We start from the raw sequence: 16,979 nt of genomic DNA, 5'->3' as shown, positions 1-16,979 counted from the left end.
CTTTAGTCTCCTCGAGTATAAATTGAATCTCCTGCACGGTAGGGAAGAATAATAATTACCTGTGTACCTTTTCCCAAGACGCTGTTAACTCTCATATCCGCGTCCTCATACATAGCCTTTATTCTCCTGAAAATGTTTCCCATGCCTATACCCATGGTACTGGTTTGTTTTCCGCCCAAGCTTCCACGTATCTCCCTAAGCTGGCTAAGTTCCATTCCCTTTCCCGTATCGGTGACGGAAATTATAAGCTTGTCAGCCTTTTTGCCAACCAAAACAGATACACTACCGCCCTCAACTTTCGGTGAAATTCCATGAATAATACAATTCTCGATTATGGGCTGCAATGTAAATGTAGGAACCATTACATTGTCTGCGTTCACCCTACAATCAACCGTATACTTAACTCTTTCCCCGAAACGCATTTTCTGCAAATACATGTAATCGGCTGCAACCTTAAGCTCCTGAGAAAGAAGTACTTCCTTCTCCTGATGCTTCAAATTATATCTAAAGAGCGAACTGAGTGCGCTTATCATCTCCTCAGTCGTCGATGCGCCCTCAAGGTTGGCCATTCCACCAATTACATTAAGAGTGTTAAAAAGAAAATGCGGATTGATCTGGTTCTTAAGAAGTTCCAGATTCATTGCATCAAGCTGCTTCTCTGCTTCAAGAGTCTCAACTTCTTTTGCGTGAAGCTTATCAAGAGCCTGTCTTCTCTCCTCCAAAGCACCTATGTACTCACCTGTCGCGTATTTCATCTTGTTAAAAGCAATGATCAGCTCACCAAGTTCATCCCTGTTGTTTGCGGCAACATCATCCACGTCGAAATCATTTGCCGCAATCCTTCTGGACGCATGCGCAAGCTTAAGCACAGGTTCAGTAATAGATTTATTCATCATCCTTGAAATCTCAAGTACCGTTGAAAACAGCAAAATCCCCATTATTACTGCAATCACCGGAACCATAAAAACTTTCGGTAACAGCTCATTATACTTGGCATTACCCTCTTTAAGCGTAAGGTCTATAAATCGCTGCGCGTAAGTATGCAGATAATTCTGCATATTATAAACGGCATACAATCTGCTCACATAGTCTCTTCTCGGTAATTTACCGCTAAGGACTTCATCTCTGTATCCGCAATAAACGTCATAACAGGTCTGAAGCGAAAAAAGCTGTGCATATCTGTTTTCTCCCAATCTGGAATAATTAAGCGGAATCGCATAGACAGCAGCCTTGGTCTGCTTCATCGCAAGCTTAAAAGCATCCTCGTTTTCACTGGTAGTACTGTTTACGTATTGATCGAACAATTCTTTCTCCCTGTCGATAACGGTAATTATCTCACCGCATCTGGAATTGTCCTCCATTATGTCATTAACGTCGATCATAAACAGCCTGATCAGGATCGCATCAAAGAATACTGCGACCAGGATTGTCAAAAATACACTTCCCGTGAAAAGTGATATTTTGTTTTTGATTGTGATCGTATACCAAAAGTTTTTTAAGTTTTTCATCTTTACAAAGACAGCAGCGTTATACTTACTCATAAAAGTATTATAGCGCTGCCGTCATCATTTTTCTAATATTCGTTAGTTTCTGATCTTTTTACAAAGAAAATCATAAAACTCATCTTTTTCATCACCGAGAATACGATTGGTCAACATGTATCCGTGGCTCTTGTCCGACATGACGATTATCATATTGGACTGTTTGATCGCATTTACGATCTTATTCCACATAATGTCTTCCTGCTTCCCGTCACTGCTGACATGAACTCCGTTATCATCAAACAAAAGCTCTACTCTTCCCGGAAGTGTCTCCAGCTGTTTAATGCTCCGTAAATAAACTAGAAAAGGCTGGATAATCGGGAACAGCATACATCCAAACATAAGCAGTGCTCTGATAAATGGTCCTGACGTTCCCCAAAACCTAATCGACAACATGATCATCGCAACTGTAAATACAACATTTACGACCCCCGCGAGTGATCTGTATGTACGAATCATGGCTATAAACCATAAATCCTTAGGCTTAACATCAGATATGTAACGATATTCCATAATTAATCACCTTATTTTGCTCCAAGAAGATTAGGTAAGAACATACTAATCTCAGGAATAAATGTAAGAAGGAGAAGTGTAACGATCATGCAAATGTAGAAAGGAAGTGTAGCCTTTACTACTTTCTCCATCTTAACCTTACCTACAGCAGAACCGATGAAAAGAACGGCTCCAACGGGAGGTGTCAAAAGTCCGATACCACAGTTAAGAACGATCATGATACCAAACTGTATGGGATCAATTCCGATTGACTGTGCAATAGGAAGAAGGATAGGTGTTGCGATCAAGATGATCGGAGCCATATCCATGATACATCCAAGTACAAGAAGAATCAGATCGATCAAAAGTGCAATAACAACAGGATTACTTGAGAATCCCACAATCATATTCGCTGCAATGGCAGGAACATGAAGCGTTGTAAGGCAATAGCCAAAAATACTTGATGTAGAAATAAGGATAAGTACGATTGAAAGTGTATCGATACAAGATTCCAATGTCTTCCAAACGCCCTTCCAGTTGAGTCCTTTATAGATGTAAACGCTTACAATCAAGCTGTAAAGAACAGCGATAGCGGCTGACTCAGTTGCTGTAAATACACCGCCTACAACACCAAATACTACGATAATAACTGCAGCAAGTGCCCAGAATGAAGTTCCAAGCTGCTTTAAGAGACCAACAATGCTGAACTTGTCTCCCTTGGGATAATGTCTCTTCTTAGAAATAATATATGATCCAACCATGAGTGATACTGCTAGAATCGCACCTGGTATATATCCTGCAAGGAACAAGCTTCCTATAGAGATACCGCCGGCACTCATGGCATAAATTACCATGTTATGACTGGGAGGAACAAGAAGTCCCTCACATGATGATGTAATTGTTACTGCTGTTGAGAAATCATCATCATATCCTTCTTCGACCATCATAGGAATGAGAATACTTCCGAGTGATGCAGTATCAGCAGCAGCTGATCCTGAAATACCACCAAAGAAATATGATGCAACGATATTAACCATTGCCATTCCACCGGTCATCCAACCTACACAAGCGTTGGCCAAAGCAATAAGCTTCTCTGAAATACCACCGGTACCCATAAGGCATCCCATTGTAATAAAGAACGGAATTGCCATCATACTAAACGAATTGATTCCCTTAACCATCTGCTGACAGATGCTTGTAAGAGGGAGTCCCTGATACATTAAACAAAAAAGTGAAGATAATGCCACTGCATAAGCAATCTGAAATCTGAGCATAATCATTACAAGAAAGCTCACAAGCAATACTGCAATAGCTGTTGAATTTACTGCCATTACTTATTTCCCTCCTTTAATACTATGCGTTTGATATCATTGTAAATTGCCTCAAGTTCAAATACAAACATAGCAATACCTGCTACAGGAATTGGGAAATACAACCAAAACTTTGAAAGTGAAGGCATACTAACATATGATCCCTTCGCTCCGATTGTTGAAGCATACCCCCATCCAATCACGATCATAACGATTGCAAGGCCAAGTACACAAATATCATTAAGGATATCGAGTGCCTGTATAAGTTTCTTAGGTAAGTAAACGTCCAATGCTGTCATTCTTATATGAGCACCGCGTCTGATGGCCAAAGCTGCAGATAATACAGCCATATAAGCCATAAGTGTAAGTACAATCTCCTCGCTCCATGCAGGATCCGGAATGAAAGAAATATATCTTCCTGCAACACTCATTGAGGTGATCAGGATATCTGCAATAAGCAAGAGTTTGCAGATAAAAAGCATAATCTTATATGTTACGTCATATAAAACCTTGAATTTATCTACCTGTTTAAAAAAGCCTTCCATAATTCCTCTTTTCTTCTAAAAAGGGCATGGGAAGGGATACCCTCCCCATGCCGGCGTTAAAAAATAAATTGATAAGTTACAACTAAAGGTGGTAAAAAATTACTGCATATCAAGGATCTGCTGGTAAACGTCTTCCTTGCCCTTTATGTTTTCTTCAACAACTTTCTTAACAGCGTCCTGCCAAGGCTTGATATCCTCAACTTCTGTGATCTTTGTTCCGTTAGCCTTAAGCTGCTCAAGTACTTCCTTCTCCTTCTCTTCTGAGATTGAACGGTTGTACTTAGAAGCCTCTTCACCGGCTGCCATAAGGATATCCTGCTGATCAGCTGAAAGCTTGTTCCAAGCGTCATCTGTGATGATAACCTGGATAGCACCAAGTGTGTGTCCATCAAGGATCATGTTGCCTGCAACTTCGTTGAATGAGTTTGATGCATAGTTTGCGATAGGCTGCTCAGCACCATCAACTACACCTGTCTGAAGTGCACCATAGAGCTCTGTGAAAGCAACTACTGTAGGAGAAGCACCAAGACCTTCTACAAGACCGTTCATAACAGGGTCGTTAGAAACACGAAGCTTTAATCCCTTAAGAGAATCGATACCTGAGATTTCCTTTGTTGTGAAGAAATGACGGAAACCTTCCTCACCATAGAAAAGTCCTCTTACACCGCTTCCGTTCTCTGAGGGCTCAAGCAAGAACTGCTTAGCAAGATCAGATGTAGCGAAGTTCCAGAAATGCTCACGGCTTACAAATGTGTAAGGAAGTGAAAGGAGCATTGATGACTCTCCGCCGTAGCTTGTAAGTGAGAAAGCGGAAATTCTTGCAAGATCGATTGTTCCGCCGCCACCAAGCATTGTATCAAGAACGTCCTGCTCAGCACCAAGAACCTGGTTAGCCTGAAGATCGATGATGATTGATCCGTTTGATCTCTTCTCAACTTCTTCTTTGAACTTTGCATCTGTCATACCTGAAATAGAATCAAGAGGGTTAACCTCAGCCATAACAAGTGTGATTGCATCCTTAGCAGGCTCTGCCGGAGCGTCAGCTGCCTGTGCATCAGATGCCTGTGCGTCAGCTGCAGGCTGTGCTGCGGGTGTCTCAGGTGCTGATACACCACAAGCTGTCATTGATACAACTGTTGCTACTGTTAATAGTGTCGAAATAAGTTTCTTCTTCATTTTTTACCTCCCTAAAATAAAAAAAATAATGACATAGTCTATTCGACAATGTCATTATAGTTGATTACTCGTATATAAAAAAGCGGATAATTTTAATATTATCTAGCACTTTTTTTACATTTTTGTTATCAATCGAAATCAGATACGGAAAATACGGGTGTCGGATTGGTCAATCCGTCACATATTCCATCACTTAACTTCTCTGTAGCGGGGCCGTTTTCATAACCCACATAACTCTGAATAACCTTGAAATCCTCAGAAGGTTGTACCTCTTCCTCCTGCACGGGACGTGCATTTATCGGCTGAATATTCCTTACAGACTGCTGCTCACGATAAAACTGCGGCTGCATGGGCTGTCCGTTTACAACCTGCCCCTGATAGAATTGTCCTTGTCCCTGCATAAACTGCCTGTTTCCGGCCATCTGCTGCCCCTGATAGAACTGAGGCTGCATAAACTGTCCGTTCGCTACCGGCTGCCGCATAGGATAAAATTGTCCTTGCATGGGATTCATACCGAAGTATCCGCCATTCATCATCTGCCCCGGCATCATGCCCGGTCTGAGCGGAAGATCCTTTGTTGAAATACGCTTAACATATAAAATAGCCTTTATGACCATGAACAGCTCAAGTCCGATAAATACAAGCATTGTAAGAGTATGTTCCGTCGAAAGACAAAAATCATACAGTCCGTGAAGTCCGACAGGTATCCAGAACGCCTTCTGTGTATTGGCATTTCTCTTGTCAAACCTGCCCCTGCACTCATATCCTTTGGCAAGTCCGTAATATGCGCCCATAAACACGCCGAATATGCAGTGTCCGGGAACCGAAAGTACCGCGCGCATAAGTCCCGTCATAAATCCAAACTGGAATACGTACATAACATTCTCAATCGTCGCAAAGCCCAGAGATGCGCACACTGAGTAAACTATTCCGTCGAAAGCAAAGTTAAACTCTTCATTATTCCAGGTACACTTCTTTAAAACGAAGTATTTACCTGCTTCTTCAGCCACACCGATCACAAGGAAATTTTCTATAAGATGATAAACAACGTTCTGCTTAGGAAAGACCATATCAAGGACAAGGATTCCAAAATATTCCAAAGCCACCGCACTTACCGTTGTCAGCGCCCCAAAAAAGAACACTGCCGCCATAAGTCCCAGAGGCTCTTTCTCGACTTTGTCCGCCTTGTAGATAATACATAACAAAACAGCTGCCGGTAAAACAGCCAGAATCGCCAAAACTATATCCATTAAAATCAATCCCCTTCTCTTATAAGCAAATGTTAAAAATAATTTTAAAGCTCTTTTAAAAAAAGTATTATATTTGCACCAGAATGTCAATAATTAATCGCAGAATTATACTATAATTATCAAAAAAATTATCATATGTAACAAATATCAGACAAAAAACCTCTTTGTCAGACTTTTTTCCGACAAAGAGGCATAAATCCTGTATCTATCCGTATTTCACAAAAACACAATTTACGTATTATAGTTTATATCATACTCTTCCCGCTTTTGCAATCTCCACAAACTCAATCTTTGATACAGCCGGTGACAGATAGTCGCCCAAAATATAGTCGGCGTAAATATCTTTCATCTTATCATAGTATTCAAAAGAATCCACTCCCGATACCACAACGGTCTTATTTATCTGCCTCAGCATATCCATTCTGTTCTTTAGTATAATGCCGCGCTTTGAGCCTCCGGTTGTCTCCATGAAGTGCTTGATATTTACTATAACTCCGTTAAATCCGCTAAGCATATCGTACCTTACGCCCATTGAGTCGTTCTTGTAATTTCCCATAAAGATCCTGACTCCATCCTCGCTTAGCCTCTCTATTACATAGTCCACGGAATCCGTCTCAACATACAGGACATTGTCATTTATATCAAGCGCAATCTTGGAAAGGTCGACATTGTACTGCTTCGCATACTCTCTCACCACTCCGACAAGTTCTTTACTGATAACCTTATCCGACACCGTATGCACCATGATGAAATTTATACAATCCGGATTTTCCTCAAGTAGCTCCCCCGCAAATCTAAGGATCGAACCTATCATCCTGTTCTCTATTTCTTCCGCAAATCCCGACTTCTCGGCAACTCCCATAAACTCTGAGAAAGATATCACGCCAAGCACCGCATCGTCCAGATTAAGAAGAGCTTCCGCTCCGCATACCTTGTTTCCGCTCTTATCAAAGATCGGCCTGTATTTAACCTTAAAATAATTCTCATTCATTCCGCGGACAATAGCTTTTTCAACCTCAATCTTCCTAAGAAGAAAATCAAGATCATGGTCGATCAAAAGATTTTTTCCCGTATCCTCGATATGCGCTTCCGACAGCATCAGAATATCCTCTTCGCTATTGAACATATCGGGTGTTCCCGCACACATTATGAGCGCATTGATATTCATCTGATTATCTTCAAGAAGCCAACCTCTGTCAAACCTGTCTCTTATCGCATACGCAAGCTTATTGCTCTCGCTCTCATTCCCGTCCAGACACAGAATATAAAAGCAGGCAACACCGCTTATATACACGTCGTACTTATCCGCCACATCAAAAAGATATTTAGATATCTGCTTTATTATCGAATCAAAATCCGCATATCCCGTAATATTTATATACGCATCCGCATTTTCTATACGAACGCAGATAGTCCTAAAGCTCCTGTTAAGACCAATATAATTCTTGATATCCTGCAACAGCGCCATTCTGTTATAAAGTCCCGTTCCCGAATCAACCCTGTCGTCGTCTTTTTCCAGAATTATCATGATTCCCATAAGTCCGATTGACTCGCACAAAAGCTCACATGTGATCGTAGGAAAAAGCATCTGTATGATGACTCCCATGATCGCAAGCGACAGAAAATACACCATTGCACCTTTTTTAAGGTGGTTTATACTCTTCCAGTATCTCACAAGCAAAAGAACACATAGGATAAAATAGAACGCACTCAGAATATAAGCCGCATAAACGACGGGTCCTCTGTGGAAAACAAGGTCGGATTGCGCCGTAAACGCAAGTTGTGTCATGGGATTAGAGAAAAGAACCGTCTCAAGAACAGCCATCGGAATTGCAAATGCAACTCGGAATCTCTTAGAAAAAAGATGCAAAATACCGCAAACTACGATTATGTAATACAAAAGTACGGGCATCATCAAGAAATGCGTCGCATAGTAAATATATTTACTCAGATAACACACAAAAAACTTGATCGCATAAGGAAAATCATAGTTATAGGCAATATAAGAAGCGATACCTGTACAGGAATCAAAAAGAACTATCAAAAGAAGCACAAGTAATAAAGTGTTCTTAAGACTTTTCTTTTTCCTGATCACTATCGCACAAAAAATACTTGTTAAACTGACTATCAGCGCCGCTATACAAAACGTAAGTCCGCCGTTTGGATTACCTTCAATCATAATGTTATTCCTTTGAATCAAAAAAGTTCCTAAGTGTTTCCAACAGTTTTTCTTTGTCTATAGTCTTCAAAAGATAATCGGCAGGTTTAAGAGCAATTACTTCGGTAACGCTCTTTTTATCATTTTTTCCCGTAAGGAACATAATGGGTATTCCACTTGAAAAAGACTCTTTCTTAAGCATCTCCATTACTTTCGGTCCGTCTATTACAGGCATATCATAATCAAGAAGTATCAGATCGGCCTTGTTGTTAGCAAGCCACGCAACCGCCTGCGCGCCTGAGTTTGCGACTCCGACTCTGAAGTCATCCTTAAGCCACTCCCTCAGCATCTGAAGATAAGTGAAATCATCATCTACAATAAGGATGCATTTTCTCTTCATCTGAATGTACTCATCGTCGGTAACGATAAATATCTTACCGAGCAGCTCATCCATATCGAGAGGTCTCGTAAGCTCACACGCAATGTCCTCTTTTGGTATAAACCTGTGGATAAACTTGAACGCATCGTTATCGCCTATTATTATGACGATCATATTCTCTTCAATGCAAAGATCCTTGAAGTATATGATCGCATCCTGATGCTCCACAAAATCAGAATCCGTATAAAGAATCGCAAGACTTGCCTCTTCCTTGTTGGCACTGATATCAGAGATTGAATATGATGACTCGGCCACAACAAAATGATTATCGGACAAGCTCTTCTTAATTGCATTCACCATGAACGTCTTATCATTTCTGACTAAAAGAATTTTTTTATCAAACATTCCTTTGCTCCCGTCTACAACTCATTCTGTGCAATTTTCTCTATACTTTCCCAATCAAGCTTTGTAAGATAGTCCTTTATCTTCCCGATATTTCCCATGTCTTTTTCGGAAAGATTGTAGTCCTTAAGTGAATCAAGTATCAGCTCCATCGTGTCATAGTTAAGTCCCTTGCAAGCTTCAACCATGCTTCCGTAAGCATCTTTCATTTCAGATTCCTTAATATCAATTTTTTCGCCTGTCTCTTCCTTCACTTCATCACCTGCAATCCCCGGCACTCCGGCTATTTCATACTCTGCAAGAAGGTACCTGTTAAGAAGCTCCGAATGATGTTCCTTGATATACATCGTATCGCCGATATTTCCGGCATTTTCAAGTTTTTCCGCAATATCAGATAATATAGTCGCTCCGATCGCTCTGCTCGTACTCTTAAGCGAATGTACAAAGCTCGTGTAATCCTTCCAGTTCTTATCTTCGTACGCCTTCTCAATATTTGCTTTCGTAAATTCAATTGAATCGTAGTACACTTTCAGAATATTAAAATAGCTCTCTTCGCTTCCGCTGTTCTTAAGCCCCACATCCGACTTTATCTGCGTAAGCCCCGAAACATAATCCTTAAACTCATTGTTTTCCGAAGTTTTTTCCTCACCCTCAGTCTTCTCGGGTTCTTCAGGGTTATATTCAATCTTTTCCTCGGGCAGATAATTTATGAGCGCTTCTTCCAACTTATCACTCTCAACAGGCTTACTCAGATAATCCGTAAATCCTTCGCTTATAAAAGTTTCTTTTGCCCCGGATATCGCATTGGCTGTAAGTACGACTATAGGAGTGAAGCTGTTCTTGCTCTCTTCGTCTTCCCTTATGAAATGAAGCGTTTCAACGCCGTCCATGCCGGGCATTCTGTAATCGAGGAAAATAATGTCGTATTCTTTCAGTTTCTGCATCTTAAGACACTCAGCGCCGCTCCTTGCTGTATCTATATTGACGAGCGTATTCTTAAGAAGCTCCTTCATAACCACGTGATTTACGGGCGTATCGTCAACAACAAGAATATTGGCATCTTTCGCCGTAAACTTAACTCTGTATTTCTTGTGTATCTTGTTAAGCTCCGCGATCTTGTTCTTGAAGTTTCCGATCTTCACATCTCCCACTTTCTTCTGCGGAAGAACAATCTTAAATACAGATCCTTTGCCATATTCACTCTCAACTTCTATAGAACCGTTCATCAGCTTAAGGAGATTGCTTGTGATTGCCAGCCCCAGTCCGCTTCCTTCGATAGTTCTGTTCTTATCAACATCAAGCCTCTTAAACTTAGCAAAAAGATCCTCAATATCCTCCTGTTTGATTCCTATTCCCGTATCGATGATATCTATGAAAAGATTTACTTTGTCCTCCGAGACCTCTTCTCCCCTGATTTTCAAAGTAACACTTCCTTCAGCGGTATATTTGACGGCGTTGTTAAGGACATTTACAATAATCTGTCTAAGTCTCATCTCATCGCCGCAAAGGCTGTCGGGAAGTTCCTCATTTACCTCAAATATCAGATTAAGCGCTTTCTGCATAGCCTTAAAATATATCATGTTATAAGCATCGTTGAGCACGGAGCTCAGCTCGTAGTTTCTCTCGTTGATCTCCATATTGCCCGCTTCGATCTTGGAGAAATCAAGGATATCATTTATAAGTGACAAAAGAGTCTTTCCCGCACTCTCGATATTTCTAGAATATTCAAGGATTTTCTCATCCGTACACTCTCTTAAGATAACCTCATTCATTCCAAGAACTGCATTGATGGGAGTTCTTATCTCGTGCGACATATTGGCAAGGAAGTTACTCTTTGCCTCATTGGCCGCCTTTGCTCGTCTCTCCTCCATTCTGGCTGTTTCCGTAGCCTTTAGGATAGCAATGAAGTCATTTTTACTTACCGCTCTCGAGTAATATTTACCCTGCACGTAATCTGCCTTTACGTTCTGGATGCGCTCTGCGAGCTCCTTTGAATTAACGGAAGCCATAACAATTTTTTTACCCGTCTGATTCATTGTGGAAAGACGGTTTTCGAGTATGAGTTTTCTCTGAGCCGATGAATCCGACTCGATCAGAAGTCCCGCATTGACCTTTATTCCCTCGAAGAGATACGAAGTCGACGATTGCATGCCAAAAAAACTGGTTCCGTACTCATCCATATAGAACCTGATTCCCATATCGCCAAGGTCTGAGATTACCTGATATATCAGATTTTTGTCCGTGACTGCCGCATTCTCCGTTATGCCAAACACTATGTTCTCGGGTTTAACCCCGTATCTGGAAAAGAGCTCTTTTACCTGAGCAACGAAATCTGTCTTGATTATCTGCGCCGACGTAAGTTTGATGCATATGAACTCAATCCCCATCTCCTCAATGATTCCGCCGCCGATGAAATACAGGACTTCTTCGATCATGAAAAGGCCGAGTTTTTCTATGGTTCCCGTCTGATTCGCGATGGGAATGAATTCATCCTTGGATATTTCACCAAGTTCCTTGTCATTGAACTTAAGAACAGCCTCAGCCGCACAGATAGACAGATCTTCCTTCGTATAGATAGGCTCATAAAAGACCCTGAAGCTCGAACTCTCAATTCCTCTTCTAACTGCCTTTTCAACGTCCGCCCTTCTTATAACAAAGCCAAGTTCATCACAGTAAATGGGCCTTCCCTTATCGGCCTCAATATCCGTGTCCGACAAAAGAAGCAGGTTATCGAGATTTTCAAACTTATCAGGTGAAGATGCCTGAATGACCAGTGTCTTTAACTGCACGCTGCTTCCGTCAAGCATAATGCTATTTCCGAGTTTAAAGAATACTTCGTCCGCGATCCCCCTTGCATAAGCATCCGTGATATCAGGGCACACAAGGAAAAAACACTCGATTCCGACGCGGTATACTTCGAATTTCTTATTCACATCACCAAGATAACCGGCGACATGTGAAAGTATCTTTTCATAGTTCTCATGACTCGATATCTTCCTCAGAATATCGCCGTTTAAGATTTTCACGCATATGGTGTTAAACTGTCTGCCATATCTGAAATAATTGCCGATATCGGTAATGAAAGCATTCCTGTTAAGCGCCTTCGTCGAAAAATCTTTTCTGTCATCATCACCTTCAAGCATGATCATAATGCCCATCGCGCCGATTGCTTCGCACATAAGCTCGCACGTGACATTGGGCCAGATCATCTGAACCGCTATTCCCACAATCGCAAGTATATAAAAATATATGATAGCTATTTTCTTGAGTTTATTAAGGACGCTCCAGTAGAGATACAGAACGATTATAGAAAAAACAGTGTAGAAACCTATTATTACATAAGCAACGTAGACGCCGCCTCTTCTTATGTAGCTCATGCTGTCATCTATCTCGTAAACGATATCAAAGAGCGGATTTATAAGAACCAGCAGCTCCATAAAAATAAAAGGTATGCCTAAATAAAGACGTACCTTCCCCGTAAACCTGTGCTGAACTCCGCACTCCATCACTATGTAATACACAAAAATAGGCGCCATTGCAAAATGTGTAAGAAAATACACGAAAAGATTTGCATGACCAATTATAAGCTTAGTTTCAAACGTAAGCCTACTGTATCTTAAAAACTGCTCCACGATCCCCGAAAAGGAATCAATGGCGATTATCATTATGAAGGCAATGAAAAGCCAATTCTTAAGCTTTACCTTACCTCTGATGATCAGTTTATAAACAATGCACGTAACGCTGATCACTAGGGCGGATAAATTGAAGGCACTACTGCCTATCACTTCAGTACCGACCATAAAGTCACCCCGTTGCACAAAGCTATCATCCGGTTACTGTCTTACAGGAAAAAGATCTCTATACCATCTGAGTGCTGACAGATAGGCATCGTAAACCTTTGTCATATCCATATTTCCAAGGACCATCAGTCTTGAAATCTCGGTCCAGTCCGCATCTTCATATCTCCTTATGAAATTGAGAACAGGTGCGAAATCTCCTTCATTATTAAGAAGCGCGAGCTTGACATCCTTTGGAACAAGTACCATATCAAGAGCTTCCTTCATTGTCTTGCCAAGCATTATATCTATAGCAGAGAACAATCCCATGATAAAGAGCTCCTGTCCCATCAGAGCCAGCTCAAAACTCTCTGCAAGATTCTCCGCAAACTTAGCCCTTATCATTACAAGCCTTGTTATCTCAGTCGGCCTGTCTGCGCAAAGCTCTTTTGTCACAGCGGTATTTATCCATCTCTTTAACTCTTTCTGACCAAGCATGGCTGTTGCGTGCCTGATGGATGTGATCTCGGAATTAAGTGCCATTCGGTTTACTATCTCAAGAAGTGAGATTGTAAGCGCGGGGTCTTTGCCGATAACATCCGCAGCGTCAGTAAGATCAAAGTCCGGAGCATTAACGACATTAAGAAGTTCTATGTAATTTACTTTGAGAGGATTAACCTCAGTCTCAGACTCACGCACGGGCATTCTGAAGAATCCACCCTCGTAAAGGTCATATCCTCCGTGCGAGATAAGCATGTCATACTGTTCCTGAGTATCGACGTTCACCGCGCACAGCTTGATTTTCGGATAAACTTTTCCAAAATAGATCTTGGCTTTCTCTATATCGATTTTTGCATGATTAAGCAAAATATAATCGCACTGATTAAGGATTTCTTTATAGGGTTCAAAACCGGAAATAGGAAGTTTTCTGATAGCAAGTTTGTATCCTTGCATTTTGAGTTCCTTCACCCTCTTAACGTAATGGGGCTCGGGTGTGATACTGTTATCCATAAGGAGAACAACTTTATTTGCGGGAACTGTGCACTGAAGCGATATTTCTGCGAACACAGAAAACTGATTGACCGGAACAAATACTTCTTTTCCCCCGGATAACATAGACATCCCCATACTACTTACAACTTCCAGTTCATGGACCGTTCCTGCACCGTCGTATCGCGCTCCACCCTCCATTTCAGGATTCAAAAAGTGGTTATCTTTACGCGCAAACACAGAATATGCACAAACAGACATTTTATCGTCGAACAGTGGAATTAAAGTAGCTAACATTGCCTGTCTCCTTTCTCCTCCAAAAAAGACATAATCCGCTCAATTACATTTTACCCTAAATAGCGGATTTTTACCAAGATTTTTTCAAAATTTCGTTTATTTTTCGTATGTGGTTTTATCAATTATGTAACGAGGCCTTCCCTTAACCTCATCGTAAATCTTGGAAATGTATATACCTATGATTCCGAGGCCTATCATGATCATGGCCGATGTAAAGCAAACCAGGACTATAAGTGTTGTAAATCCGGGCTGGTCATTGCCTATAAAAAAGTGTCTGTACAAAGCTTCAACACTGAAGCCAAATCCCAACAGGGCAACAATCCATCCTGATATTGTAATGAGATGAAGCGGTGCCGATGTAAAAGATGTTATATTCGTGATTGCGTATTTTATAAGAGATTTGGTGCTCCACTTTGATTCACCCGCTTCTCTTTCTCTGACATTATATTCTACTTCGGTGCTCTTAAATCCAATCCATGATGAAAGCGCTCTGAAAAAAGCATTCTTTTCATTCATATTAAGAAGTACGTTCATGGCCTTTCTGTCGAGGAGCTTGTAGTCAGAAGCTCTGGACATATCAAAACCGACAGATTCACTCATGATATTGTAGAAGCTCTTTGCCGCAAACTTATGCATGGCAGACTCTCTCCCCCTGCTTGCCTTAACGCCTTCGACTATCTCATAACCCTGTTCCCAGAGTCTGTACATATCAACGATTTTTTCCGGCGGATGTTGAAGATCGCAGTCAAGAACCACACAGCAATCTCCGCAAGCCTCGGCAATTCCCGCAAAGACAGCGGATTCTTTTCCAAAGTTTCTTGAAAAGCAAACACCCTTAACTCTTTTATTGCGGGCAGATTCTTCATCAATCGCTTTCCATGTGTTGTCACTTGAGCCGTCGTTAATAAAAAGAAGCTCAAAATCTATATTCTCCTCATCCAATATTCCTGATATTGTTTCGGATGTCTTTTTTATCATTTCCTCTTCATTGTATGCGGGAATTATTACAGATAGCATAAGCAAATTCCTCCAACTGACTATTACTAATTGCATATTATAGCATATTTCACGACTCAAAAAAACCGATTATCCAGATATACTGTAGGTTTTACTCTAGATATGCAAACGTTTTTGTGATAGAATCTTTCCATTGTTCTAAAAATTTATATCCATTTCTACGGAGGCATATCATGGACGCTCAGCAGTATAAGCGCGCAAACGCAAACAGTTTTTACGTAAGTATCATCACGGTAGTAACAGGAATCGTATTAACTCTGTTATCGCTAATCACCAAAGGTTTTGACATCGGAAAGGCGGTCATATTTGCAAGTGCCGTAGTCAGTTTGATCATCATCTTTATCGGTAATTTCAAGTTCTGCGAAGAAAAAACAGGTGCAGTCTTGATAATGTGCGGAGTTAGCGTATTCTATCTCACTCTTGTTCTTGCAGGAAACGATCTTGCATATTTTGCATTCGGACTTCCGATACTCATCTGCAGTACACTCTACTCAAACGTAGCTCTCTGCGGTACCGGAGTCGGTATTATCTCAGTTTCTTTTATAATATCGATAATCACCAACCTGCTCACATCGGGACTTCAGAATAACATTCTGGTTCCTGCGATAGCTACACTGATACTCTCATTTATATCATGCATCATGACGGTTTCTCTTCAGAAGAATTTTATCGATGAAAAAAGACTTTTAATGAGTCAGACCGCGAAAAAGACACTTGATGCCGGAAACAACATGGCAGACATTGCAAACAAGATTACCGAGCTGTTCAACGCTTCTCAGGACGATCTTGATTCACTTCAGAAAATCCTTGAATCACAGCAGTCGGGAATGCAGAACATCGCAACAAACATGGAGAACACATCGCAGTCCATTATCAAACAGGCCGAGAAGGTTCAGTCAATCCAGGAAAAGACATCTACAACAGAGCAAGACAGAATCGAAATGACCGAGGCTTCAGAAAGCACTCAGACAGTAATTGATGAAGGTATAAACATCATATCTGATCTTAAGCTCAAATCACAGGACGTATCAAAAGCAAGTCAGATAACGGTTGATGCAACACAGGCAGTTATTGATAAGGTCGAAGAAGTCAAAAACATCGTAAGTTCGATCATGGCGATCTCAACACAGACCAATCTCCTTGCCCTCAACGCAAGCATCGAAGCTGCTCGTGCAGGTGAAGCCGGAAAAGGTTTTGCAGTTGTCGCAAACAATGTCCGCGAACTTGCCGCAGAGACAAACAAGGCTTCCAACGAGATCACAAACATCATCAACGAGCTTAACGAAGATGTTCAGAAGGCAATGTTCAGTATAGATGACACTGTTACAACAGTTGATAAGCAGAACGCGATGATCGAGTCTGTAGGTGAAAGCTTCAACAGCATTAACAACAACGTATCGGGAATGATCACACGCTTCTCTCACATCGCAGAGGGAATGAAATCAATTGCCGATTCAACAAACGAGATCAACGATAGCATCTCTACTCTCTCGGCAACAAGCCAGGAGGTTGCTTCTCTTTCACATGAAGGTGCAAAGGCATCCGATGAAGCAACAGAGAAATTCAATGCATTTAAAGCAATTCTTGTTGATATCTCAGATCAGGCAAACAAGCTTCGCGAAATCAACGCAACAAGATAAAAAACT

12 protein-coding genes are annotated in these 16,979 nt (G+C 41.1%); 1 reads left to right on the top strand and 11 read right to left on the bottom strand.

Annotation, left to right across the window (positions count from 1 at the left end):
• Positions 1 to 2 precede the first annotated feature (2 nt).
• From G628_RS0101290 to G628_RS0101240, 11 genes are all read right to left on the bottom strand, one after another.
• Positions 3 to 1,541, bottom strand: coding sequence for a sensor histidine kinase (locus G628_RS0101290; RefSeq protein WP_242827147.1), 1,539 nt, complete (start codon positions 1,539 to 1,541; stop codon positions 3 to 5).
• Between the two features lie 42 nt (positions 1,542 to 1,583).
• Positions 1,584 to 2,054 carry a YcxB family protein gene (locus G628_RS0101285; RefSeq protein ID WP_026655118.1) on the bottom strand — a complete coding sequence of 157 codons (471 nt, stop codon included), beginning with the start codon at positions 2,052 to 2,054 and terminating at the stop codon, positions 1,584 to 1,586.
• Positions 2,055 to 2,065: 11 nt separating this feature from the next.
• On the bottom strand, positions 2,066 to 3,364 hold the full coding sequence (locus G628_RS0101280; protein WP_026655120.1) for a TRAP transporter large permease: 1,299 nt from the start codon (positions 3,362 to 3,364) through the stop codon (positions 2,066 to 2,068).
• Positions 3,364 to 3,888, bottom strand: a complete 525-nt coding sequence (locus G628_RS0101275) for a TRAP transporter small permease (RefSeq protein WP_026666649.1) — start codon at positions 3,886 to 3,888, stop codon at positions 3,364 to 3,366. Before G628_RS0101275 ends, G628_RS0101280 begins: the two co-directional genes overlap by 1 nt.
• Positions 3,889 to 3,987: 99 nt before the next feature.
• Positions 3,988 to 5,064, bottom strand: a complete 1,077-nt coding sequence (locus G628_RS0101270) for a TRAP transporter substrate-binding protein (RefSeq protein WP_026655121.1) — start codon at positions 5,062 to 5,064, stop codon at positions 3,988 to 3,990.
• Between the two features lie 128 nt (positions 5,065 to 5,192).
• A complete protein-coding gene (locus tag G628_RS17835; RefSeq protein ID WP_051198928.1) occupies positions 5,193 to 6,314 on the bottom strand; it encodes a PrsW family intramembrane metalloprotease in 1,122 nt (373 codons plus the stop codon).
• Positions 6,315 to 6,564: 250 nt separating this feature from the next.
• Positions 6,565 to 8,493, bottom strand: coding sequence for an EAL domain-containing protein (locus G628_RS0101260; protein WP_026666648.1), 1,929 nt, complete (start codon positions 8,491 to 8,493; stop codon positions 6,565 to 6,567).
• A 4-nt stretch (positions 8,494 to 8,497) separates the two neighbouring features.
• Complete coding sequence (locus G628_RS17830; protein ID WP_026666647.1) at positions 8,498 to 9,256, bottom strand: response regulator; 759 nt, start codon at positions 9,254 to 9,256, stop codon at positions 8,498 to 8,500.
• Positions 9,257 to 9,270: 14 nt separating this feature from the next.
• Positions 9,271 to 13,053 (bottom strand): EAL domain-containing protein, encoded by a 3,783-nt coding sequence (locus G628_RS17825; protein ID WP_051198927.1) that lies wholly within the window; start codon positions 13,051 to 13,053, stop codon positions 9,271 to 9,273.
• A gap of 33 nt (positions 13,054 to 13,086) precedes the next feature.
• Positions 13,087 to 14,316 (bottom strand): EAL and HDOD domain-containing protein, encoded by a 1,230-nt coding sequence (locus G628_RS0101245; protein ID WP_027208269.1) that lies wholly within the window; start codon positions 14,314 to 14,316, stop codon positions 13,087 to 13,089.
• Positions 14,317 to 14,412: 96 nt separating this feature from the next.
• Positions 14,413 to 15,333 carry a glycosyltransferase family 2 protein gene (locus tag G628_RS0101240; protein WP_034462001.1) on the bottom strand — a complete coding sequence of 307 codons (921 nt, stop codon included), beginning with the start codon at positions 15,331 to 15,333 and terminating at the stop codon, positions 14,413 to 14,415.
• A gap of 173 nt (positions 15,334 to 15,506) precedes the next feature.
• On the opposite strand from G628_RS0101240, the gene G628_RS0101235 reads away from it, so the two are divergent.
• Positions 15,507 to 16,973, top strand: a complete 1,467-nt coding sequence (locus G628_RS0101235) for a methyl-accepting chemotaxis protein (protein WP_026666645.1) — start codon at positions 15,507 to 15,509, stop codon at positions 16,971 to 16,973.
• Positions 16,974 to 16,979: the final 6 nt, after the last annotated feature.

Origin of the sequence: Butyrivibrio hungatei NK4A153 (assembly GCF_000424465.1) — a bacterium.
In the GTDB taxonomy this organism is placed as follows: Bacteria; Bacillota; Clostridia; order Lachnospirales; family Lachnospiraceae; genus Butyrivibrio; species Butyrivibrio hungatei_A.
This window is presented reverse-complemented; position numbering and strand designations above follow the sequence as displayed.